The 21,337-nt window shown below is 68.3% G+C and carries 22 protein-coding genes; 5 read left to right on the top strand and 17 right to left on the bottom strand.

What is annotated here, in order from left to right:
* Positions 1–51: 51 nt before the first annotated feature.
* The 8 genes from HNO80_RS12710 to HNO80_RS12675 form a co-directional block, all read right to left on the bottom strand.
* The gene (locus HNO80_RS12710; RefSeq protein ID WP_175323216.1) at positions 52–957 is read right to left on the bottom strand and encodes an alpha/beta hydrolase; all 906 of its coding nucleotides are present in this window, start codon (positions 955–957) and stop codon (positions 52–54) included.
* A complete protein-coding gene (locus HNO80_RS12705) occupies positions 954–1,631 on the bottom strand; it encodes a TetR/AcrR family transcriptional regulator (protein WP_175323215.1) in 678 nt (225 codons plus the stop codon). Before HNO80_RS12705 ends, HNO80_RS12710 begins: the two co-directional genes overlap by 4 nt.
* Complete coding sequence (locus HNO80_RS12700; RefSeq protein ID WP_175323214.1) at positions 1,628–3,250, bottom strand: class I adenylate-forming enzyme family protein; 1,623 nt, start codon at positions 3,248–3,250, stop codon at positions 1,628–1,630. The genes HNO80_RS12705 and HNO80_RS12700 overlap by 4 nt, the downstream gene beginning before the upstream one ends.
* A complete protein-coding gene (locus tag HNO80_RS12695; protein ID WP_249777329.1) occupies positions 3,247–4,500 on the bottom strand; it encodes a branched-chain amino acid ABC transporter permease in 1,254 nt (417 codons plus the stop codon). Before HNO80_RS12695 ends, HNO80_RS12700 begins: the two co-directional genes overlap by 4 nt.
* Positions 4,497–5,372: a branched-chain amino acid ABC transporter permease gene (locus HNO80_RS12690; RefSeq protein ID WP_175323213.1), complete on the bottom strand. Its 876-nt coding sequence runs from the start codon at positions 5,370–5,372 to the stop codon at positions 4,497–4,499. Before HNO80_RS12690 ends, HNO80_RS12695 begins: the two co-directional genes overlap by 4 nt.
* Complete coding sequence (locus tag HNO80_RS12685; protein ID WP_175323212.1) at positions 5,369–6,202, bottom strand: ABC transporter ATP-binding protein; 834 nt, start codon at positions 6,200–6,202, stop codon at positions 5,369–5,371. The genes HNO80_RS12690 and HNO80_RS12685 overlap by 4 nt, the downstream gene beginning before the upstream one ends.
* Complete coding sequence (locus HNO80_RS12680; RefSeq protein ID WP_175323211.1) at positions 6,199–6,963, bottom strand: ABC transporter ATP-binding protein; 765 nt, start codon at positions 6,961–6,963, stop codon at positions 6,199–6,201. The genes HNO80_RS12685 and HNO80_RS12680 overlap by 4 nt, the downstream gene beginning before the upstream one ends.
* Positions 6,964–7,027: 64 nt before the next feature.
* On the bottom strand, positions 7,028–8,227 hold the full coding sequence (locus HNO80_RS12675) for a substrate-binding domain-containing protein (RefSeq protein WP_175323210.1): 1,200 nt from the start codon (positions 8,225–8,227) through the stop codon (positions 7,028–7,030).
* 344 nt (positions 8,228–8,571) lie between these two features.
* Here HNO80_RS12675 and HNO80_RS12670 point away from each other — a divergent pair, with 344 nt between their 5' ends.
* Positions 8,572–9,057, top strand: a complete 486-nt coding sequence (locus HNO80_RS12670; protein ID WP_175323209.1) for a DUF1579 family protein — start codon at positions 8,572–8,574, stop codon at positions 9,055–9,057.
* Between the two features lie 82 nt (positions 9,058–9,139).
* On the opposite strand, the gene HNO80_RS12665 is transcribed toward HNO80_RS12670, so the two are convergent.
* The 6 genes from HNO80_RS12665 to HNO80_RS12640 all read right to left on the bottom strand — a co-directional run bounded on the left by HNO80_RS12665 (position 9,140) and on the right by HNO80_RS12640 (position 16,705).
* On the bottom strand, positions 9,140–10,483 hold the full coding sequence (locus tag HNO80_RS12665) for a M16 family metallopeptidase (RefSeq protein WP_175323208.1): 1,344 nt from the start codon (positions 10,481–10,483) through the stop codon (positions 9,140–9,142).
* A 122-nt stretch (positions 10,484–10,605) separates the two neighbouring features.
* Complete coding sequence (locus HNO80_RS12660) at positions 10,606–12,855, bottom strand: polyribonucleotide nucleotidyltransferase (protein WP_175323283.1); 2,250 nt, start codon at positions 12,853–12,855, stop codon at positions 10,606–10,608.
* A gap of 243 nt (positions 12,856–13,098) precedes the next feature.
* Positions 13,099–13,368 (bottom strand): 30S ribosomal protein S15, encoded by a 270-nt coding sequence (rpsO, locus tag HNO80_RS12655; RefSeq protein ID WP_138769772.1) that lies wholly within the window; start codon positions 13,366–13,368, stop codon positions 13,099–13,101.
* 195 nt (positions 13,369–13,563) lie between these two features.
* Positions 13,564–14,820: a kynureninase gene (kynU, locus tag HNO80_RS12650; RefSeq protein ID WP_175323207.1), complete on the bottom strand. Its 1,257-nt coding sequence runs from the start codon at positions 14,818–14,820 to the stop codon at positions 13,564–13,566.
* Complete coding sequence (gene kynA, locus HNO80_RS12645; RefSeq protein WP_175323206.1) at positions 14,817–15,671, bottom strand: tryptophan 2,3-dioxygenase; 855 nt, start codon at positions 15,669–15,671, stop codon at positions 14,817–14,819. The genes kynU and kynA overlap by 4 nt, the downstream gene beginning before the upstream one ends.
* Before the next feature lie 29 nt (positions 15,672–15,700).
* A complete protein-coding gene (locus tag HNO80_RS12640) occupies positions 15,701–16,705 on the bottom strand; it encodes a bifunctional riboflavin kinase/FAD synthetase (RefSeq protein ID WP_175323205.1) in 1,005 nt (334 codons plus the stop codon).
* A gap of 235 nt (positions 16,706–16,940) precedes the next feature.
* Between HNO80_RS12640 and HNO80_RS12635 the strand changes: the two genes are divergently transcribed.
* Together HNO80_RS12635 and HNO80_RS18100 are read left to right on the top strand one after the other, a co-directional pair.
* The gene (locus HNO80_RS12635) at positions 16,941–17,729 is read left to right on the top strand and encodes a DUF937 domain-containing protein (RefSeq protein WP_175323204.1); all 789 of its coding nucleotides are present in this window, start codon (positions 16,941–16,943) and stop codon (positions 17,727–17,729) included.
* A gap of 134 nt (positions 17,730–17,863) precedes the next feature.
* A complete protein-coding gene (locus HNO80_RS18100; RefSeq protein ID WP_283810498.1) occupies positions 17,864–17,986 on the top strand; it encodes a hypothetical protein in 123 nt (40 codons plus the stop codon).
* Positions 17,987–18,020: 34 nt separating this feature from the next.
* On the opposite strand, the gene HNO80_RS12630 is transcribed toward HNO80_RS18100, so the two are convergent.
* Positions 18,021–18,602 (bottom strand): P-loop NTPase family protein, encoded by a 582-nt coding sequence (locus tag HNO80_RS12630; RefSeq protein WP_175323203.1) that lies wholly within the window; start codon positions 18,600–18,602, stop codon positions 18,021–18,023.
* A 14-nt stretch (positions 18,603–18,616) separates the two neighbouring features.
* On the opposite strand from HNO80_RS12630, the gene HNO80_RS12625 reads away from it, so the two are divergent.
* Both HNO80_RS12625 and HNO80_RS12620 read left to right on the top strand, forming a co-directional pair.
* The gene (locus HNO80_RS12625; protein WP_175323202.1) at positions 18,617–19,042 is read left to right on the top strand and encodes a GNAT family N-acetyltransferase; all 426 of its coding nucleotides are present in this window, start codon (positions 18,617–18,619) and stop codon (positions 19,040–19,042) included.
* A 165-nt stretch (positions 19,043–19,207) separates the two neighbouring features.
* On the top strand, positions 19,208–19,657 hold the full coding sequence (locus tag HNO80_RS12620) for a hypothetical protein (RefSeq protein WP_175323201.1): 450 nt from the start codon (positions 19,208–19,210) through the stop codon (positions 19,655–19,657).
* Positions 19,658–19,665: 8 nt separating this feature from the next.
* On the opposite strand, the gene HNO80_RS12615 is transcribed toward HNO80_RS12620, so the two are convergent.
* Both HNO80_RS12615 and HNO80_RS17975 read right to left on the bottom strand, forming a co-directional pair.
* The gene (locus HNO80_RS12615; RefSeq protein ID WP_175323200.1) at positions 19,666–20,421 is read right to left on the bottom strand and encodes a class I SAM-dependent methyltransferase; all 756 of its coding nucleotides are present in this window, start codon (positions 20,419–20,421) and stop codon (positions 19,666–19,668) included.
* Between the two features lie 253 nt (positions 20,422–20,674).
* Positions 20,675–21,337, bottom strand: a 663-nt coding sequence (locus tag HNO80_RS17975; RefSeq protein ID WP_249777328.1) for an HNH endonuclease signature motif containing protein, incomplete at its 5' end; no start/stop codon positions are given.

Below are 21,337 nucleotides of genomic sequence, written 5' to 3'. Positions count from 1 at the left end.
CCGTCAGGCACTCCGGCGACGACGGCGGCTAGGCCCCGTCTACAGGCTCCCTCAACTGCCGGCCAGGGCCTCCCGCACGCTTTCCGCCACGGCCGCGGCACCGGTCTCGCCCATCACGATCGTGTAGTGGTTCACGTCCGGCACCTCCCGGACCCGCAGGGACGGCAGCTTCGCGGCCCACTCGTCCAGGTACCCGGGCGCATAGAGGGCGGCCGGCTCGTTGAGCAGCCCGCGCGGCGCCCGGAGGACCACGGTGTCCACGGCGAGTTCGTCCAGCGCTTTGAGCAGTGAGGCGCCCCGGTGCAGTTCCGCGGTATCTTCGGCCATCGCCTGATAGCGCGTGGAGGGCCGCAGTTCCGGCTCCTCGCCGGTGAGGTCGTAGTCCACGTAGGCTTCCACGAGCGGTCCCCAGCCGGCGCTGAACGCCGGGTGCTGCCGCCAGAAGGAGCGGTACACCTCGCGGCTCGGGAACGTGGCGTTGAGGCGCTCGGCAGCCGGGCCGAGCACCGAGGAGATGAGCTGCTCGTCGGAGATCCCCTCCGGGACCTGCAGCGGCAGGCCTCCGTCCACCAGCACGAGCGAGCGGACGCGCTCCGGGAACAGGTTCGCAAGGACGACCGACGCGAAGCCGCCCATCGAATGCCCCACCACGACGACCGGCTCCGGAGCCAACGCCGCCAGCACGGCAGCGAGGTCCTCGGCGTGCGAGGGCATCCCGTACGGTGCGGGCAGGGCATTGCTGCGGCCGCGGCCGCGCAGGTCCGGAGCGATGATCCGGACGTCCGGCAGCGCCTCGGCCAGGTACGGCCAGGCCTTGTGCGAGGCGGTGACCCCGTGGACGGCGAGGATGGTCGGGGCGTCGGGCTCGTCCGGGCCCCAGATGGCGGTGTGCAACGTGCCGCCGCGGACCTCCACTTCGGCGGTGCGGTACGTGTCCTTGCTGGCTGTCTGGGTCATGGGGCTGTCCCTTCCTGGGGCGGTGTGGGGTTCGCGGCCGTTCCTGGGGCGGAACCGGGCGAGGGCGCAAGGGCCCGTTCGATGAACTGCATCATTTCCTCGAAGACTTCTTCGGGCACGTCGGGCCGGGCGCCGGCGGCGGGTTCGGCGCCTTCCTCGTCCCAGAGGACCCAGCGCATGCCGATCAGCTCGCCGATGCCCATCAGGGCCCAGGCCGCGACGGTGGGGTCCATCTCCCGGACCTCGCCGCTGAGCTGGGCCGCTTTCAGGCCCTCGATGTAGCCGTTGACGATCCGGGTGTAGTGGAGCCGCAGCGCGCCGGGCGAGACGAACTCGGCCTGCCGGATGATCCGGTACAGGGCGGGGTGCTGCGCGGTGAAGCGGAAGAAGGCCCGGAAGCCGGCCCGTTCCGCCTCGAGCCGGGTGCCTGCGCTCTTGGCCGCGTCGGTCATGGCGTGCCGGACGCGCCGGTTCAGGTCCTCGACCACTTCGTCGAAGATGGCCTGTTTGCCGTCAAAGTACAGGTAGAACGTGCCGAGGCCGACGCCGGCCGCCTCCGTGATCTTGACGATCGAGGCTTCGTGGTAGCCCACCGAGGCGAAGACCGACTCCGCGGCCTCGAGCAGCTTGGCCCGGGTGCGGGTGCCGCGGGCGGTGCGCGGCGCGGCGCTCATGCCCGTCCCCCTGCCGCGGAGCCGCGGCCGGCAGGAAGGCGCTCCGCCGGAGTTCTCCCGGCCAGTTCCTGGCGCAGCCTGGCGCGGAGCACCTTGTTCAGTGCGGTGCGTGGCAGCGCGGCGACCAGCTCGATCCGCGCCGGGACCTTGAAGCGGGCCAGCTGGGAGGCGCAGTGTTCCAGCAGCTCCTGCTCGTCGGTGGCCATGCCGGGACGGACCACCACGAAGCCCATGCCGCTTTCACCCCAGCGCGCGTCCTCCACCCCGACGACGGCGGCCTGCGCCACCGCCGGGTGGGCCAGCAGGGCTGCCTCGACCTCGGCCGGGGCCACGTTCTCGCCGCCGGAGATGTAGATGTCCTTGAGCCGGTCCACGACTTTGATGTACCCCTCGGCGTCGCGCTCCACCAGGTCGCCGGTGCGCAGCCAGCCGCCGGCGAGCACGGCTGCCGTGGCGGCGGGGTCGCGGAAGTAGCCGGCGAACACGCCCGGGCCTCCCACCAGCAGCTCGCCGCTGGCGGCGCCGTCGAGGATTTCTCCGGTGACCGGGTCTGCCACGGCGACGGCGACGTGCGGATACGGCTTGCCGGAGTAGCCCACCATCCGTTCGGCGTCGTCGTTCGGCAGGCACAGGACGTTGGGCGAGGCCTCGGTCAGGCCGTAGCCCTGGCTCAAGGCCACCCCCCGGCGGTGCCAGATCCGCAGCAGCGGCGCCGGCATCGGCGCCCCGCCCACCACGGCGTGGCGCAGGCTGCCCAGTTCCGCGTGCGCAAAGTCCGGGTGTTCGGCCAGCATCAGGTACTGGGTGGGGACACCCATCAGCATGGTCACGCCCCGCTCGGCGATGAGCTGCAGCACCCGGCCCGGATCGAACCCGCGTTCCAGCACCACGGTGGCGCCGACCCACCAGGCCAGCAGCGGCTGGATGTTCCAGCCGCCCACGTGGAACTGCGGGAGCACGGCCAGCACCACGTCGTTGCTGCCCATGTCCAGGGTCCGCGAGAGCGAGAGGTTGTTCCAGAAACAGTTGGCGTGGGTCAGGACGGCGGCCTTGCTGGCCCCCTCGGTACCGGAGGTGAAAATCATCAGCAGGGCATCGTCGTCGCGCACGTCCCGGCGGGGCGCGCGGGGGTCGGTCGAGGCCGCCGGCCGCACGCGCGAAGGCGGCGGGACGGCCCTTTCGACGCCGCCGGGGCCCAGGGCAGCGGTCCGCGGCCGGTGCGGCAGCATTGCGCACGCCGCGGCGGCGAGCGAGTCGAGCTCGCCTTCCACCAGCAGCAGCTGAGGCTCCGCGAGTTCGAGCTGCGCCGCGAGTTCCCGGGGCGAGAGCCGCCAGGACAGCGGGACCAGGACCAGCCCGGCCTTGGCACAGGCGAAGAAGGCCACCACGTGGTCCGAGCTGTTGCCGGTGAGGCTCGCGATCCGGTCCCCGATCCCGTAACCGGCGGCACGGAACCCGCCAGCCAGGGCAGAGGCCCGGCGTTCCAGCTCGCTGTAGAGCAGGGTGCAGCCGCGGTCGTCGATGGCGACCCGGTGCGGGGTGGAAAGGCTGCGGTCGGTGGTCCAGCGGCCCAGGGTGTGCAGGCCGTCGGCCTGGTTCGGACCGGTTGGGTTGCTCATGCGGCTTCCTCCAGGATTTCGCGCGACGTCGAAGTGCCGCCGCCACCACCACGCTGGCCGCGCCGGTTGCGGCGCTGCGCCAGCCGCTCGGCGGCTCCGGTGAGGCCGCCCGGCAGGAAGAGCACCACCAGGACGAAGAGGGTGCCGAGGATGAACAACGGTTCGGACAACGGTACACGCAGAACATCCGGAAGCGACTTCACCGCCTCGGAGTTCGCCAGCGTCGTAAGGCGCTGGTCGAGGATGGTGTAGAAGACGCCGCCAACCACGGCGCCCCAGCGCGAGCCCACGCCACCCAGGACCACCATCACCAGCAACGTGACGGTGAAGTCCGCGGACACCGCCCGGGGCACGGCGCCGCTCTGCAGCAACAGGAAGACCATGCCGATGACGCAGACCAGCACGGCGGAGACCACGAAAATCAGCAGCTTCACGAGGTAGGGCTGCAGGCCCAGGACGCGGACCCGGAGTTCGTTCTCGCGCACGGCGGCCGCGGCGTGGCCGGCCCGGGAAGACTGCACCCAGGTGACGATGACGAAGACCGCGACAAGCACGGCCAGGGCCAGCCAGTACAGGTTGCGGGTGTTGACCACGCCCACCAGGAAATCGGGCAGGTTGTCCGTGCGCAGCGTCAGCCCCTCGTCGCCGCCGGTCCTGCCCTCGGGGTTGCGGCCCACGATCACCGACCCGGCCTGCGCGAAGGCCAGCGTGACCATGGCGAAGGGGATGCCGCTGACGCGCAGGCTGATGCTGCCCACCACGTGGGCCAGCACGATCACGATCAGCAGGGTCAACCCCATCGCCGGCAGCAGCGGGATATCGAAGTTCTGCAGGATGATCGCGAGCCCGTAGACGCCGGCGCCGAAGTAGAGGGCGTGCCCGAAGGACAGCAGCCCGGCCACACCCAGCAGCAGGTGGTAGGTCAGGGCGGCGGCGGCCATCAGCATGCACATGGCCAGCAGTTGCAGGGACCCGGGCGTGTAGCTGGGGCCGGGCAGCACGCCGGGCAGCGAGATGTTCAGCAGCGGAAGCAGGACCAGGAGCAGCACTCCGGCGCCGCCCGCGGCCCACGCCGCGAGCCTGCGGCCCGCCGGGCCGGGGCGCGCGCCGTCGGGAGCCGTGCCGGGGCCCGGCTGCGCGTCGGCCTTCCGGCTCCGGCGGGCGGCGCCGCCGTCGGCCACCGGCTGTCGTGTGTTGGTGCCGTCGATGTTGGTGCCGTCGGTGCTGGAAGTGTCCGTGTGGGTGGTCATGAGGTTCTCCCGAGCAGGCCGGTGGGACGGAACAGCAGCACGAGCGCCAGGGCGAGCACGACGACGAAGTCGCCGGTGCCGCCGAGGTAGAAGTTCGCGAACTGCTGCAGGACGGCGACGGCGACGGCGGCGATGGCCGCCCCGGTCAGCGAGCCGAGCCCGCCGATCACCGTGACGATGAAAGCGAAGATCAGCAGCGAGCCGCCGAGCATGGGCGAAACGTAGCCGAAGTAGTGCGAGGCGAGGACCCCGCCGAGGCCGGCCGCCGCCCCGCCGATGGTGAAGACGAGGGTGAAGGCCTTGCGGACGTCGATCCCCAGGGCGGTGACCATGGACCGGTTTTCCACGCCGGCGCGGATGATCATGCCGTAGCGGGTCTTTTTCAGGAAGAACACCAGGGCAAGCAGCACCAGAAGCGCGGCAATGATGCAGATGAAGCGGTCGTTGGGGATCCTGGCGCCGAGGATTTCGGTGGTGTCCTTGAACCAGGCCGGCCCCTTGATGAATACCGGGTCGGTGCCCCAGATGCCGTCGAAGAGCGCCACCGCGGCGAGCGAGAGGCCCACCGTGACGAGCACCTGCTCAATGTGGCGCTGGTAGAGCCTGCGGATCAGGACGAACTCGGTGAACGCGGCAAAGGCGGCGCCGGCGGCGGCCCCGATCACGAGGGACAGCAGGAACGTCCCCCAGTTGTCGGAGCCGGTGCGGCGGGCGATTTCCCAGCCGGTGAAGGCGCCCAGGGTCAGGAAGGCGCCGTGCGCGAAGTTGAGCACGCCCATCAGTCCGTAGATCAGGGACAGCCCGGCGGCCACGAGGAAGTACAGGGCACCCAGACCGAGGCCGGTGAACAGCAGCAGGACGAGGGTGCTCACAGGGCAGCGCCTTTCTCGGCTGGTTCCGCGGCGGGTTTGCCGGCGGGTTCCATAGCGGGTTTCCCGGCGGGTTCCATCGCGGGATTCCCGGCAGCGGCCGGGTCCGTGGACACGCCCAGGTGACGCTGGATCAGCCCCGCGTCGTCGAGGAAGTCGAGGGCCCGGCCGGTGTGGACCACGCGTCCGCCGGAGAGCACGACGGCGCCCTCGGCCAGTTGCCGGACCACTTGGAGGTTTTGCTCGACGAGCAGGATCGGGACGGTCCTGGCTGCCTCGGCCAGGGTCTCCGCCACCTCGCCGACGATCTTGGGCGCGAGGCCCTTGGTGGGTTCGTCGACCAGCAGGATCTTATTGGTGTTCAGCAGGGCACGCGCCAGCGAGACCATCTGCTGTTGCCCGCCGGAGAGCGTACCGGCCATCTGCCCGGCGCGCGCCAGCAGGTCCGGGAAGAGTTCCTCGACCAGCTGCCGCCGGGGCGCGGCGTCACGTTCGGCGAGCCGGAGGTTCTCCGCGACGGTGAGCTTGGAGAAGACTTCGCGGTCCTCGGGGACGTAGCCCACGCCGCTGCGGATGATCTTGAAGGTGGCTTCCTTCTCAATCCGCTCCCCGTCGAGTTCCACGGTGCCGGTGCGGTCGATCAGGCCGATGATGGCCTTGATGGTGCTGGTCTTCCCGACGCCGTTGCGGCCCAGCAGGGCCGTGATCCCGGTGGCTGGGACGGTGAAGGACACGTCCTCCACGACCTGCTGGCCGGCGATCGAGGCGAACAGGGACTCGACCCTCAGGATGGGACGGGCTTCGGTGGCGCGGTTGTCCGCTGCGGTGCTCATACGGGTTCTCCGAGGTAGGCGCTTTGCACGGTGGGGTCGGCCATGACGGCGTCCGGGCTGTCCAGGGCCAGCAGGCTGCCGTGGTGCATCACCGCGACCCGGTCCACCAGGCCCAGGACGACGTCCATGTGGTGCTCCACCATCATCACGGTGCAGCCGCGGTCCCGGTGCATTCCCCGGATGATCTGGGTGAGGGACGGGACGTCCCCCGACGCCACCCCGGCCATCGGTTCGTCGAGCAGGACGACGGCGGGATCCGTCGCCAGCAGCACGGCGATTTCGACCTTGCGCTTTTCGCCGTGCGAGAGGTCCCCCGCCGGCGTCGTGAGTTTGCTGGTGAGCCCCACCTCGTCGATGGTGCCGCGGGCGATCCTGGTGGCCTCGTCCGAAGCGGACGGGAAGCGCAGGATGCTGAAGCTGCCGCCGAGCTTCGCCTGGGCGGCGAGCCGGACATTCTCCAGCACGCTGAGCCTGGGAAACAGGTTGGAGGTCTGGAAGGTCCGTCCCAGCCCTGCCCGGGACCGGCGGTGGATCGGCGCGGCCGTGATCTCCCTGCCGTTCAGCATGATGCTGCCCGCGGTGGGCCGCAGCACGCCGGAAATCAGGTTGAACAAGGTGGTCTTGCCGGCCCCGTTGGGGCCGATCACGCCGATCATTTCGCCGGCGCCGACGGCGAAGCCCACATCCTGGAGGATGCGTGCACCGCCGATCTGCAAGCCTAGGCCGTCCACCGCAAGGGCGGGCAGGGCTGGGGTCTTCATACTGGTCCTTCGTTTCTCGCGGTCTGGTCCGGGGAAGGGTGCCTGGCGCCAACGCGCCGGGCGGCTACTTCTTTTCCGGCGGCGCGACGGTGTCGCCGGGAACCACCTTGACGAGCTCGGGAGCCCAGGTGCCGCCCTTCTGGACGAGCTTGGCCTGGTACATGTCCTGGATCAGGGCGTGGTCCGAGGGGCGGACGGTTTCCTTGCCCTTGGGGCCGTCGAAGCTGAAGCCTTCAAGGGCCTTGACCATGGCGTCGGGATCGGAGCCGCCCTCCTTGATGGCCTGGACGATCAGCTGGCCGGCGACGAAGCCGTCCGGCGTGAAGAGGTCGGCCTTGTGGCCGGCCTTCTCGACGGCGGCGATCATCTTCTTTTCCACCTCGTTGCCGGCGACACCGGGGAAGTAGTGGTTGAGGAAACTGATCTTGGAGCTTGCCGGGCCATAGGCGCCGAAGCTGGCCGCGTCACCGAGTCCGGTCACGACGGGCGCGGTGTCGAAGACGCCCTGCTGGCTCAGCGCCTGCCACATGCTGCCGGTCGTTGCCCCGGCCCAGGCCACGAAGACCATGTCCGGCTTGGCGTCGATGAGCTGGCGGGCGAACGGGGTGAGCTCCTGGCCCTCCGCCACAAGGATGGATTCCACCGTGGCGCCCTTGGCACCGAGGACGGCCTTGACCGCGGCGACGTTGCCCTGGCCGAAGGCGTTGTCCTGCGCGAACACCATCACCTTCTTGCCCTTGATGTCGATGAAGGTGCCCGCGGTGGCGACGTCCTGCAGGCTCTGCCGGCCCGAGCGGAAGGTGTACTTGTTGATGCCCTGGATCGCGTCGGTCGCGGCTGGGCCGGAGATGTACAGCACCTTGTTCTGCTGGGCCTGCTCGGCGAGCTTCAGCGCGATGCCGGAAGAAGCCGTGCCGCCGATGACTTTGTAGCCCTTGCCGATCAGGTCCTTGGCGGCGGTGACAGCCTTGTCCGGGTCGCCGCCGTCGTCGGCGTACGTGAAGTTGATCTTGGCGCCGTTGATTTCGCCGGTGCCGCCGGTCGCGTAGTCGATGCCGGCCTGGAGGCCCTCGTAGTAGGTCGCGCCGTAGGCCGCGAGCGGTCCGGTCTTGGAGTAGATGATGCCGACGTTGACGGGCTCGGCGGCTTTGCCGGCCCCGCCGGAGCCCGCCGGCGCGGCCGACCCGGCGGTGGGCGCGCAGGCGCTGAGGGCGAGCCCCGTGGCCATCACGGCGGCCATCAGGAACTTCTTTGTATCCTTCACGGGATGCCTTTCATTGAGAATCCGCGGAATCTCAGCAGGAGATCCGACAGGAGGAAGCAGCTAAACCTGAAAGGTGATTCAGATTACGGCAAACCTATGATGCGGCTCACACCGTGTCAATGGGCTTCGGGGCAGCCCCGGTAACGAAACGGCAACTTTCCCGCCCACGTGCGTCTGCGACCCTCCCGCAGACGGGCGCGGAAACACCCCACCCTCCGTCAGACCAGGAGCGGGAATATCCGACCCTCCCTCAGATCCCAACCGGGTCCGATCCTTTACAGCCGCGGGACTCGGCGTGATGATGGTGGCGGGGCCAGTCGGAAGGAATCCCAGTCGGAGGAAGCATGGATCGACCGCTGCCAGGCAGCGCACACGAGGCCCTTGAGTCATTTCTGGGGCAATGGAACGGCACCACCCAGTGGGAAGCCACGGCTTGGGGTCCGGCCCGGACCGCCGCGGCCGAGGTCGTTTTCGCCCGCGCCGCAGCCGGCCTGGCTGTGACCATGAGCTACCGCCACACCGACGCCGACGGCGTCAAGACCGAGGGCGTCGGGGTTTTCACCATGGACCCAGACCATCCCGACACGCTCTGGTACCACGTCAACAGCATGGGCCTGCCCCCGGAGGCGCCCGCCCGGGCCAGCTGGCACGACGGCACCCTGACCATCGAACGGCGCAGCGACCGCGGCACCGCCCGGCACACCCTGCGGGTCGAGGACGGCCAGCTAACTCACGCCGCCGGGCTAAGGCTAGGGAGCGCGAGCGAGTTCAGCCCTTTCATGACCACGGTGTGCCGCCGCGTCCCCGAGCCCGCTCCCGTCGCCGCCTGACCTGAGGGGGTCCGGCAGTTACCCCTCCGGAGCTTAGGGAGGGTCCGGCAGTTACCCCTCCGGAGCTGAGGGAGGGTCCGGGTCAGAGGCCGAAGGTCTCGGATTCTTCGAACGGACCGACCACTGTGACGGTGCGCGGGGCGGCGGCGAGTTCGCGCGCCAGCTCCTGGACCTCGGCCGCGGTGACGGCCTTGATCTGGCGCAGCGTCTCGTCGATGTCCTGGTATTCGCCGGAGACCAGTTCGGCGCGGCCCAGCCGGGACATCCGCGAACCGGTGTCCTCCAAGGCCAGGACGATGCCGCCGCTGAGCTGGCCGACGGCCTTGCGCAGTTCCTCTTCGGAAATGCCGCCCTCGGCCAGTTTGTCCAGTTCGGCGCCGAGGAGCTCCAAGACCTGCCGGACCTTCGACGGCGTGCAGCCGGCGTACATGCCGAAGTAGCCGGCGTCGGCGTAGGAGGAGGCGAAGGAGTAGGTCGAGTACACCAGGCCGCGCTTCTCGCGGACCTCCTGGAACAGCCGGGACGACATGCCGCCGCCCAGGACGGCATTGAGCACGCTCATTACGAAGCGTCGCTCATCGGTGGCGACCAGGGACGGGCAGCCCATGATGATGTTGGCCTGTTCCACCGGGCGCTTGACCACGTGCAGGCCCGCGGTGCCGGTGATCGAGGCGCGATCGGTGGAGCGGCGCTGCACGGGGGCGGCGTCGTGTTCGAGTTCCCAGCCGGCGGAGTGCAAAGCGTCCACCACGAGTTCGCAGACGACGTCGTGGTCCAGTCCCCCGGCGGCGGTGATGACAAGCTCGTCCGGACGGTAATAGCGGCGGTAGTGGTCCCAGACCGAGTCGCGGGCGACGGCGCGGATCGCATCCGGGGTGCCGCCGATCGGGCGGCCGAGCGGGTGCGTGCCCAGCACGGCGGCAACGAAGTGTTCGTGCGCGACGTCGGTGGGGTCGTCGCTGTCCATGGCGATTTCCTCAAGGATGACGTCGCGCTCCTGCTCCATCTCCTGCGGGTCCAACACGGCGCCGGTGATCATGTCCGCGATGACGTCGATGGCCATCGGAAGGTCCGTGTCCAGCACCCGGGCGAAGTAGCAGGTGCTCTCCTTGGCGGTGGCGGCGTTCGATTCCCCGCCCACCTCGTCGAAGGCGGAGGCGATTTCCAGCGCGGTGCGCCGCTTGGTGCCCTTGAACAGCAGGTGCTCCAGGAAGTGGGTGGAGCCGTGCTGCCCGGGGGCCTCATCTCGCGAGCCGACGCCGACCCAGAAACCGATGGTTGCGGAGCGCTGCCCCGGCATCGCCTCGGTCAGCACCCGGACACCGCCGGGCAGCACCGAGCGACGCACCTGCGAGCCGCCGTCGGCTCCGTGGATGAGGGTGTCAGCGTGCTGGTTCTGCTCAAGCGGCAGGGGGACGACAGTCATTAAGGCCTTTCAATAAAACCGTCACGGGAAACGTGCCAAATCTGCCTGCAATCCTACCTGCCTTTAACGGCAGCGGGGCCGGTGGACGAATCCACCGGCCCCGCTGTGCGAGTCGGGAAATACTACTCTGCGGACTCCTCCGAGACCTCAGCGTTGGCAGCGTCCGCTGACCCTTCCTCATCGGCCACGACGGGCGAGAGGGAGAGCTTTCCGCGGTCGTCGATCTTGGTGATTTCCACCTGGATCTTCTGGCCTACGGAAACTACGTCCTCGACGTTGTCCACGCGCTTGCCGCCGGCGATCTTGCGCAGCTCGGAGATGTGCAGCAGACCGTCCTTGCCCGGGGTCAGGGAAACGAAGGCGCCGAAGGTCGTGGTCTTGACGACCGTGCCCAGGTATCGCTCGCCGATTTCCGGGACCTGCGGGTTGGCGATGGCGTTGATCGCGGACCGTGCTGCGTCGGCAGACGGGCCGTTCGTGGCGCCAATGTAGACAGTTCCGTCGTCCTCGATCGAGATGTCGGCTCCGGTGTCTTCCTGGATCTGGTTGATCATCTTGCCCTTCGGGCCGATGACCTCGCCGATCTTGTCTACCGGGATCTTGACCGCGATGACGCGCGGCGCGAACTCGGAGAGCTCGTCCGGGGTGTCGATCGCGGAGTTCAGCACGTCCAGGATGTGCAGGCGGGCTTCGCGGGCCTGCTTCAGGGCGGCGGCCAGGACCGAGGCCGGGATGCCATCGAGCTTGGTGTCCAGCTGGATGGCCGTGACGAACTCGGAGGTACCGGCAACCTTGAAGTCCATGTCGCCGAAGGCATCTTCGGCGCCGAGGATGTCGGTCAGCGCGGCGTAGCGGGTCTGGCCGTCAACCTGGTCGGAAACCAGGCCCATGGCGATACCGGCAACGGCAGCCTTCAGCGGCACACCTGCGTTGAACAGGGACAGTGTGGAGGCGCAGACGGAACCCATCGACGTCGAACCGTTGGAGCTGAGGGCCTCAGACACCTGGCGGATGGCGTAGGGGAATTCCTCGCGGGACGGAAGCACCGGCATGATGGCGCGCTCTGCGAGGGCGCCGTGGCCGATTTCGCGGCGCTTCGGCGAACCGACGCGGCCGGTCTCGCCGGTGGAGTACGGCGGGAAGTTGTAGTTGTGCATGTAGCGCTTGCGCGTCACGGGAGACAGCGAGTCGATCTGCTGTTCCATCTTGAGCATGTTCAGCGTGGTGACACCCATGATCTGGGTCTCGCCGCGTTCGAAGATGGCCGAGCCGTGGACGCGGGGCAGGACCTCGACCTCGGCGGTGAGCTGGCGGATGTCCGTCAGGCCGCGGCCGTCGATGCGGATCTGGTCCTTCAGGATGCGCTGGCGCACGACCTGCTTGGTGACGGAGCGGAAGGCTGCGGACAGTTCCTTCTCGCGGCCTTCGAACTGGCCGGCCAAGGAAGAGGTGACCTCGTCCTTGAGCTCGTCGGAGGCGGTGTCGCGCTCCTGCTTGTCGGCGATCTGGAAGACAGCGGCCAGCTTCTCGGCGGCAGCGGACTCCACAGCGGCGTACACGTCGTCCTGGTAGTCCAGGAAGACCGGGAACTCGACGGTCGGCTTGGCGGCGCGGGCTGCCAGGTCGGACTGCGCTTCGCAGAGGGCCTTGATGAACGGCTTGGCGGCCTCGAGGCCCTCGGAAACAACCTCTTCGGTCGGGGCGGTGGCGCCCTGTTCCTTGATCAGGTTCCAGGAGTTGTCCGTGGCTTCGGCTTCAACCATCATGATGGCGACGTCGTCGCCAGCGATGCGGCCGGCAACAACCATGTTGAAGACGGCGTTCTCAAGCTGCGAGTGCTTCGGGAAGGCAACCCACTGCGAGCCGTGCTCGTCGGCGACGAGGGCAACGCGGACGCCGCCGATCGGGCCGGAGAAGGGCAGGCCGGAGAGCTGGGTGGACATCGAGGACGCGTTGATCGCGACGACGTCGTACAGCTCGTCCGGGTTGATGGACAGCACGGTGACGACGATCTGGACCTCGTTGCGGAGGCCCTTCACGAACGCGGGGCGCAGCGGGCGGTCCATCAGGCGGCAGGCCAGGATGGCTTCCGTCGAGGGACGGCCTTCGCGGCGGAAGAACGAGCCCGGGATGCGGCCCGCGGCGTACATGCGCTCTTCGACGTCGACGGTCAGCGGGAAGAAGTCAAAACCTTCACGCGGGTGCTTGCCGGCGGTGGTTGCGGACAGCAGCGCGGTCTCTTCATCGATGTAGACCATTGCTGCGCCGGCTGCCTGCTTGGCAAGACGGCCGGTTTCAAAGCGGATAACCCGCTTGCCGAAGCGGCCATTGTCAATGACGGCTTCTGAGAACTGGATTTCGGGACCCTCCAAGAGAGTCACCTCCGTTTCTTGATTTACGGAGTCCAGCCGCATCAACCCAGTCCAGCATCTGTCTACTGGACTGCACTGCACCCGGTCATCGATCGAGACCCCCGGGCCAAGGCTTCAGTCCTTGAAGCCGTTCCCGGAGATCACTACCGAGGACCGCGAATGCGTGATGCGGTTGATCCTCCTGTTGAGTTTTTTTGAAGAAGGCGGCCCCTTCCGATGGAAAGGGCCGCCCCTTAGAGCTGACTAGCGGCGCAGGCCGAGGCGCTCGATGAGCGCACGGTAGCGGTTGATGTCAGTGTTCTTGAGGTAGGTGAGCATGCGCTTGCGACGACCAACCATGGCCAGCAGACCGCGCTGGGTGTGGTAATCGTGCTTGTGCTCCTTCATGTGCTCCGTCAGATCCTTGATCCGCTGGGTCAGGACTGCAACCTGGACCTCCGGCGAACCGGTGTCGCCCTCGGACGTTGCGAAATCCTTCATGATGGACTGCTTTACAGCGGCTTCAAGTGCCACGTTAACTCCTAGAGATGTGCCGTGAGGCCCGAATCAGTAATTCACTGCCGGGGGTGCCGCGCCGGAAATCCCTGCCCCTTGGGAGGGCCTCCACAGCACAACAAGAGCCAGCCGCCACGGACTGCAGCCGGATCCAACGTTTAGTTTACTGGCACGCCGTCGAAGTTGTCTAAACAGTCCGCACGGCGTCCACTGTTACTCGGAGTCTGCCAGCAGCCCGCGGATCGCCGCGACGCCCCGGTACAGCTCGGCGAACGAGGTGCTCAGCGGCGACAGGCCGATCCGGATGCCCTGCGGCGCACGGAAGTCCGGGATCACGTCCTGCTCCCACAGCGCCGCCGTCATCTCCCGGAAGGCCGGGTGGTCCACTGTGATGTGGCTGCCGCGCAGCTCCGGGTCCCGCGGAGTTGCCAGCCGCACCCCGGCCGGTTCGAGCCAGGCGTCGTGGAGTTCGACGGCGAACGCGGTCAGCAGCCGGGATTTCTCCCGCACGGCGGCCATGCCGACTTCCTCGAGCAGGTCCAGCGTGCCGCGCATGGCGAGCATGCCGAAGACGGCCGGGGTACCGCTGAGGAAACCCCGGATGCCGGCAGCGGCCTCATAGCCGGGCCCCATTTCGAAGGCGTCCTTGCGCCCCATCCAGCCCCAGATCGGTTGCTGCAGGCCGGGCAGGTGCCGGGCATTGACGTAGGCGAACGCGGGCGAGCCCGGTCCCCCGTTCAGGTATTTGTAGGTGCAGCCCGCGGCGAAGTCCACGTCCGCGGCGTCCAGGCCGATCTCCACCGAACCGGCGGAGTGGCACAGGTCCCACACCACCAGCGCGCCGGCGTCGTGCACGGCGGCAGTGATGCCCGGCAGGTCCGCGAGGAATCCGGAGCGGTAGGCGATCTGGCTCAGGACCACGACGGCGGTGGCCGGGCCGGTGGCGGCGCGCACCTGCTCCACGGTCACGCCGGAGGCAGGGTCCGCCTCGATCCAGCGCAGGGTGAGCCCCTCTTCGCGGGCGATGCCTTCGACGAGGTAGCGGTCGGTCGGGAAGTTGTCCGTGTCCAGCACGATTTCGGTGCGGCTGGGGTCGGTGACGGCGGCCAGCGCGGCGCGGATCAGCTTGTAGAGCACCACCGTGGTGGAATCCGCGATGATGGTCTGCCCCGCGGCGGCGCCGAGCACGGCGCGGCCAAGCTGGTCTCCGATGGCCTGCGGGAGCTCCAGCCATTCCTCGTCCCAGCCGCGGATCAGGCGCCCGCCCCAGCTGTCCTGGATGAAGCTGCTGATGTCCGTGACGGTCCGTTTGAGCGGACGGCCCAGTGAGTTGCCGTCGAGGTAGGACAGCTCCGTGTCCGTGCCGACGAAGTGGTCGCGGTAGGAGGCGAGGGGATCTGCGGCGTCGAGGTCGAGCGCGCGCTGCCACAGACCATCGGCGCCCAACTGGGCGGCGGGTTCGGCGCTCACTGGCCGATCTCCGTGCGGACTGCGAACAGCTCCGGGAAGAAGGTCAGTTCGAGGGCTTTTTGCAGGAACGCGGCGCCGCTGGATCCGCCGGTGCCGGCCTTCATCCCGATGGTGCGCTGCACGGTCCGCAGGTGCCGGAAGCGCCAGAGCTGGAAGTTGTCCTCCAGGTCTACGAGTTCCTCGCAGGCTTCGTAGGCGCCCCAGTTACTGGCCGCGTTTTCGTAGATGTACTTGAACACCGGGACCAGCTCGGGGCAGAACTCGTGGGCCTGGCTGACATCCCGGTTGAGCACCGAGGCCGGCACGTCGAAGCCCTGGCGCTTGAGGTAGGCGAGGAAGTCGTCGTAGATGCTCGGGGCTTCGAGGAGTTCCTGGAGCATCCCGTGGGCTTCGGGGTCTGATTCGAACACGGGCAGCATTTTGCGGTTCTTGTTGCCGAGCAGGAATTCCACCGCCCGGTACTGGCTGGACTGGAACCCGGACGAGTTGCCGAGGAAGCCGCGGAACTGGGAGTACTCGGTCGGCGTGAGCGTGGCCAGCACGGACCACTGCTCGGTCAGGGTTTTCTGGATGTGCTTGACCCGGGCGATCGCCTTGAGCGCCGAGCCGAGGTCGTCCGCGCGCAGCCAGGCGGCGGCGCTACGGAGTTCGTGCAGCACGAGCTTGAGCCACAGTTCCGTGGTCTGGTGCTGGATGATGAACAGCATCTCGTCGTGGTGCTCCGGCTCGCTGACCGGCTGCTGGGCACTGAGCAGCGTCGGCAACTGCAGGTACGAGGCGTAGCTCATCCGGGCGCTGAAGTCGCGGACGATGTCCTTGTCCAGCTCCCGCGTGTTCTTCTCAATCGTCACGTCTTGCCTTCCTTGCCAAACGGGGCGCGCTAGCCGGCGAAAAGGATGTCGTGCGCCTGCACGACGTCCAGCCGCATCTGCTCGACCAGCGCCTCAGGGCCACGGTACGCGACCATGCCGCGCAAACGGGCCACGAACTCGACCACCACTGTCTGGCCGTACAGATCGAAGTCCTCGACGGCCTCTTCCGGGCGGTCGATCACGTGCGCCTCGACCTGCCGGCTGACGCCGTCGAAGGTCGGGTTGGAGCCCACGGAAATCGCGGCGGGCCAGCGCGTGCCGGCCTGGTCCACGAGCCAGCCGGCGTAAATGCCGTCCGCGGGGATGTAGCCGCTGGCATCGGAGGAGAGGTTGGCCGTGGGGAAACCGAGGTCGCGGCCGCGGGCGGCCCCGTGGACCACCTCGCCGCGCATCCGGTGCGGCCGGCCCAGGACCGCGGCGGCGGTGGCGACGTCGCCCTCCCGCAGCGCTTCCCGGACCCAGGTCGAGGAACAGCGGCGGTCGCTCGCGCCGTCGTCGTCGCCGTCGTCGTGCCCGTGGTGCAGCGGGTAGCCTTCGGAACCGAACTCGCTGATGACCTGGACCTCGAAGCCGAGCTTTTCCCCCAGTTCCTTCATGGTGTCCAGGTCGCCGGAGTTGCCGCGGCCGAAGCGGGCGTCGTGGCCGATCACCACGTGGCTGGCCTTGAGCGCATCGACCAGCACGGAGGAAACGAACTCTTCCGGCGTGAGGCTGGCCAGTTCGAGCGAGTACTTCATCACCAGGACGGCGTCGAGGCCCACCTCGCCGAGGGCGACGAGCTTGTCCTCCAGCCCCATGATCAGCTCGGGGGCGGATTCGGGGCGGTGGACCTGCGCCGGGTGCGGGTCAAACGTGATGGCGACGGCGCGGGCATGGTTCAGGCGGGCCGTGCGGATGAGCTGCGAGAGCACCTGCTGGTGGCCGCGGTGCACGCCGTCGAAGTTCCCGAACGTGACCACGGACGGGCCGAAGTCCGCCGGGACTTCGGACGGATCGTTCCAGATGTGGACCATCTACCTCGCCTTTTGCTGCCTGCCATTGACTCCTCCGGAGGGTTGGGCCGGCTCCGGAACTCTCTAAGATTACCCGCTATCGCCCCGGCTCTTGGACGGCACCCGGGGCTCCGGCGGACGCCTTTCCGCCTCCCCCGCCCCCGGCTACGATGCAAGGGCACCAGTTCGGCCACGGCAACGCTGCCGGCGCCGCCAACAATGTCCGCGGCCCGGCCCGCGGCTGAAGGAGAACGCCATGACTGAGCTCCAGGACATCCTCGGGCAGATCCCGGTAGACCAAATTGCCGGCATGCTCGGAACTGACCGGCAGACCGCCCAGGCCGCGGTGGAGGCCGCCGTGCCCACGCTCCTCGCCGGACTGCATAACAACGCACAGGCTCCGGAGGGCGCGGCCTCGCTGGAGTCCGCGCTCGGCCAGCACCGCGACGGGCTGGTCGACGGCGGCGTCGATGCGGCGCAGGTGGACACTGCCGACGGCGAAAAGATCGTTAACCATGTCTTCGGCGGCCAGCAGGACCAGGTCGCCAACCAGCTGGCGGGAACCGCGCAGCTCGGCGGCATGGGCGGGGACTTGGTCCGCAAGCTCCTGCCCCTGCTCGCGCCGATCGTCATGTCATACCTCGCGAACAAGGTCCTGGGCGGCCGCGGCCAGGCCGGCGGCGGGACCGGGGCTGGTGCCGGGGCCGGCGGCATTGACCTAGGCGGCATCCTCGGTGGAATTCTCGGCGGCGGCGCTGCCGGCGGCGGCCTGGGCGACATCCTCGGGGGCATGCTTGGCGGTGGGCAGCAGCGGACGGCCAATGAGGCTGTAGCCCCGGACGCCGGCAATGCCGCCGAGCCTGAGCTCCAGCCGCAGGCTGTCCCGCAGGACCAGCCGTCCGGCAGTGAGCCGCAGCCGGGTGAGCTGATCGACATTGACCTCCCGGGCCAGCAGGAGGACGTGCCGCAGGACACGCGGAGCGACACACAGAAGACCGACGGAGGCCTCGGCGGCCTGTTGGGCGGGCTGTTCGGGAAGAAATAGCGTCCGCAATGGGTGGCGGGCGGCCTTCGGCGGGTTACTGACGACGCCGGGGGCCGTCCGCCGGTTTGGTGTCGGGCGGTCTGGCGGGTGCCGGACAGGCGGCAGAACCGGGCCGGCCGACGAAACTCACGGACGTGAGCTACACGGTCGTGCCCGACCCGGGGTGGCCGGATCATTCCGTGGTCATCATCGATACGACGACGAATCGCGTGATAGCGGACTTCCCGGTCAACGCCCAGGGCGAGCCGGTCCGCTGACGCAGGCCTGGCCCCGCGGGAAGGGGCTGCCACACTACCCGGCAGGGCGCGGGCCTGCTTTCGGGAGCCCTTGGAGCCACGCCTCGAGTTCGCGGGGGTGACGGAAAATGAGGACCTTCGAGGTGCCGGGTGCGGCCTGCATCTCCCGCATGACCCGTCGCTTGCGACTGAACGAGCGGAAATGCCAGCCGATGATCGAGTCGGGCGCGAGGAGGCGGCCGAAAGTTTCCCGGTTTCCGTTGCAGACCTCTTCCCGGGCGATGACCCGGCGAAGCGAGCGGCGGAGCAGCCGAAGCAGCGAAAGCCAGCGCGGATAGTCCAGTCCTACGATCAGCTCCGCGCGCGGCACAACAAGGTCACGCCACACTCCATAGGCACTGTCGAGGACCCACTGATCCTGGCCGGCGATGCGCGCCGCGAGCTCCCGCTGCACGGCGGTGTCCGGCTGCCGCCAGCCCGGAAGCCAGCCGATATCGTCGTCGGCAGAGAATTCCGGGAGCCCCGTTCTCGCCGCATAGGCACGGGCGGCGGAGGACTTCCCGCTTCCTGTGACGCCGTAGAAGAGGACTCGCGAGGGGGCAGCGGTTGGATTCCGGGGGTGCACGAAGCTCAGCATGCCACACTGATGCGATGCCTCAGTTCTCAATCTCCGCCAGCGCCGACGTGTCCGACGCCGAGGCACTGGCGCTGTACGAATCCGTCGGGTGGGCCGCCTACACCCGGGACCCGGGACTGCTCGTACGGGCCATCCGGAATTCTTCTTTTGTGGTCACGGCTCGCAGTGCCGGAGGGGAACTTGTTGGCCTTGCCCGGGCCGTCTCCGACGATGCGAGCATCTGTTACTTGCAGGACATCCTCGTGGACCCGGCGCTCCAAGGGACCGGTGTGGGACGGACGCTGCTGGAAGCCGTGCAGGCACGGTACGGGCACGTCCGGCAGACGGTCCTCCTCACCGACAACAAGCCGGGCCAGCGAGCCTTTTACGAGGCCCTGGGTTTCACCGAAGGCGCCGACTTTAGTCCTGAGCCGTTGCGGGTTTTCGCGCTATTCCGCTGACGCGCCGGTGTGGAGCGGCCGGCGGCGGTCCGTCGCGCGCGAGTCTGCGGCGGCTGCTTTTCGCGCTCTCCGTGGGCCCGCATTGCCGGCAGCGGTCTCCGCCGGCTGTGTTCCCGACGGTGGTTTTCCATGGACCACGCGGTTGACCGAAGCTACAGTCTGAGCATGCGGAGACTGGCGGGGACAGCGATCATCGGCGTTCTCTCGGGAGTGCTGCTCTGCGGTTGCTGGCTCGTGCCGGTCACCCGCACGGATGTCTGCGTCGACTGGGTCCGTTTCGAGACGATGCAACAGCGCGTCGAACACGCCAGTGCGGTTCTGGTCGGCAAGCCGGTCAAGGGGGACGGTGAGGTCCGGAGCTACGGATACCAGGCGAACGTTCACACGGTAGAAGTGGAGCAGGTACTCAAGGGCGGAATTGGTGCGGACCCGGTCCGTATCGCGTCCATGCCGGTGACTTGCGGAAAGTCCTATCCCGACGGCGATCCGCTCGACACCGGCGCGCGGCAACTGTTCTTCCTTACCGAGCAGAACGGCGAATGGTTCACGATGACGCCGGAACAGGGCGCTGTCCCGTTCCCGCCCGGCACCCCGCTCCCCTTCAAAGCCGGTTGAGCGGTCCTTCAGGGTGAAGTAAGCCGGTACACCGACACGTGGCTGCGGGATTCTCCGGTGAATTCGCTGCCGTCCCAGTCCGCCCACCTGGATTCCAACTCGAAGCCGGCTAGCCGGGCCATGAGATCCAGCTCGCTGGGCCAGATGTATCGGTGCGGCGTCCGTCCGATCCGCGATTCCCGCCCATCCGACAGTTCCGGCCCGAAGCGCACATGGTGCGAAATGACGTGCTGGTGCAGCACGTCATACGTGTCAACCAGGAGATACCCGGGCTTGCTCACTTCAACCGTCCCACCCTGGCCGGGCGGCAGTGAACGGAGTTGTGGCACCCAGAGCTCTATGACAAAGCGCCCGCCAGGTGCAAGATGGCGCGCAGCGTTCTGGAAGCAGCGCACCTGCTCGTCCTGCGTCAAGAGGTTGGCGATGGTGTTGAACACCAGGAATGCAAGCGAGAAGTTCTCACCCGCCACTGCCTCGGTCATGTCGCCCTGAACGACGGGAATATGGCGTTCGCTGGCCTTCTCACGCAAGCGGGAGATCATCGCGTGGGACAGTTCGATACCGCTGACTCGAACCCCTGCTTCTGAAAGGGGAATCGCGACCCGGCCCGTGCCAATGGCAAATTCGATGGCCGGTCCGTCGCCCGCGAGCTTCGACAGCACCTCTACCGTGGGGCCGAGTACCGCGGGCGCGAACATTCCCTCTCCAGGCGTGTCGTACTTCCTCGCGGCCTCGTCGTCCCAGAGCTGTTGCTGGTTTGTCATCCCGTCACTATCGCCTCTGCTGTGCAGTTCCTCCGTCGGCCCGCGCCGCCTGCGCCGGCCAACATTCGATCCACAGCCTCCGGCCGCACGTCTTCGACTGTCGGTCTTCCGTCTCGGGTGTTCGGTCTCGGGTGTTCGGTCTCGGAGCCCAGGCCCCATGACCGCCCTCGCTGCGGTCACGACCGGTCCCGGCGGTCCTGCTGGACTCCCCCGGCGCGTGACCGTTCGGATTCCGGTCGACCGGCTTCGTTGTTCAGCATCTGAAGTAGTGGTTTCTTCGGGGTGTTTGGCGTGGGTCGAGGTGGGGTGGCGGGATGAACCAGGGGATTCCGGCGCGGATCTGGATGGTCCATTGTTCTTTGTGGGTCAGGTGGTGATGGTGGGAGCAGAGGAGTGTTCCGTTGTTGGTGGACGTGCTGCCGCCTGTGGACCAGTAGGTGATGTGGTGGGCTTCGCACCAGGGTGCCGGGATGGTGCAGCCGGGGAAGGCGCAGCCCTGGTCGCGGGCGGTGATGGCTTTGCGGATGTGGGGCGGGAAGATCCGGCTGGTGCGGCCGACGTCCAGGATCCGGCCCCGGGATCCGAGCAGGACGGGGATGATGTCCGCGTCGCAGGCGATCTTGCGGATGGTCGCGGCGGTGACGGGTCCGGTGAAGGCCAGGGTCCCGGTGCCGGCAAACCCGAGCGGTCCCGCTCCGGGGCCGTCGCCGCCGCGGCGGCCGGCCCCCGCGCCGGTGCCGCGTCCGCTGGCTCCGGTGCCGGTGAACCCGAGCGGGCCCACTCCGGGGCTGTGTCCGGTGGCGTCGCCGGTCCCGAACGGACCCGTCTTGGCGTCGGTGTCAGTGTTGATGTTGGTTTCGTGGTGGAGGCGTTCGAGGAGGTCGCGGTAGTCGATGGTGACCATGACCTGGGGCCG

Source organism: Arthrobacter sp. C9C5 (assembly GCF_013359735.1).
Lineage (GTDB): Bacteria > Actinomycetota > Actinomycetes > Actinomycetales > Micrococcaceae > Arthrobacter.
The sequence above is the reverse complement of the archived record's forward strand: the minus strand, read 5'-3'. Positions and strand labels throughout refer to the sequence as shown.

Excerpts from the sequence above, each read along its gene's own strand:
- HNO80_RS12710 (WP_175323216.1), bottom strand. The coding sequence starts at position 957 with ATGACCCAGACAGCCAGCAAGGACACGTACCGCACCGCCGAAGTGGAG.
- HNO80_RS12625 (WP_175323202.1), top strand. The coding sequence starts at position 18,617 with ATGCCTCAGTTCTCAATCTCCGCCAGCGCCGACGTGTCCGACGCCGAG.
- HNO80_RS12620 (WP_175323201.1), top strand. The coding sequence starts at position 19,208 with ATGCGGAGACTGGCGGGGACAGCGATCATCGGCGTTCTCTCGGGAGTG.
- HNO80_RS12615 (WP_175323200.1), bottom strand. The coding sequence starts at position 20,421 with ATGACAAACCAGCAACAGCTCTGGGACGACGAGGCCGCGAGGAAGTAC.
- HNO80_RS12670 (WP_175323209.1), top strand. The coding sequence starts at position 8,572 with ATGGATCGACCGCTGCCAGGCAGCGCACACGAGGCCCTTGAGTCATTT.
- HNO80_RS12705 (WP_175323215.1), bottom strand. The coding sequence starts at position 1,631 with ATGAGCGCCGCGCCGCGCACCGCCCGCGGCACCCGCACCCGGGCCAAG.
- HNO80_RS12630 (WP_175323203.1), bottom strand. The coding sequence starts at position 18,602 with ATGCTGAGCTTCGTGCACCCCCGGAATCCAACCGCTGCCCCCTCGCGA.
- HNO80_RS12640 (WP_175323205.1), bottom strand. The coding sequence starts at position 16,705 with ATGGTCCACATCTGGAACGATCCGTCCGAAGTCCCGGCGGACTTCGGC.
- HNO80_RS12665 (WP_175323208.1), bottom strand. The coding sequence starts at position 10,483 with ATGACTGTCGTCCCCCTGCCGCTTGAGCAGAACCAGCACGCTGACACC.
- HNO80_RS12685 (WP_175323212.1), bottom strand. The coding sequence starts at position 6,202 with ATGAGCACCGCAGCGGACAACCGCGCCACCGAAGCCCGTCCCATCCTG.
- HNO80_RS12635 (WP_175323204.1), top strand. The coding sequence starts at position 16,941 with ATGACTGAGCTCCAGGACATCCTCGGGCAGATCCCGGTAGACCAAATT.
- HNO80_RS12700 (WP_175323214.1), bottom strand. The coding sequence starts at position 3,250 with ATGAGCAACCCAACCGGTCCGAACCAGGCCGACGGCCTGCACACCCTG.
- HNO80_RS12695 (WP_249777329.1), bottom strand. The coding sequence starts at position 4,500 with ATGACCACCCACACGGACACTTCCAGCACCGACGGCACCAACATCGAC.
- HNO80_RS12680 (WP_175323211.1), bottom strand. The coding sequence starts at position 6,963 with ATGAAGACCCCAGCCCTGCCCGCCCTTGCGGTGGACGGCCTAGGCTTG.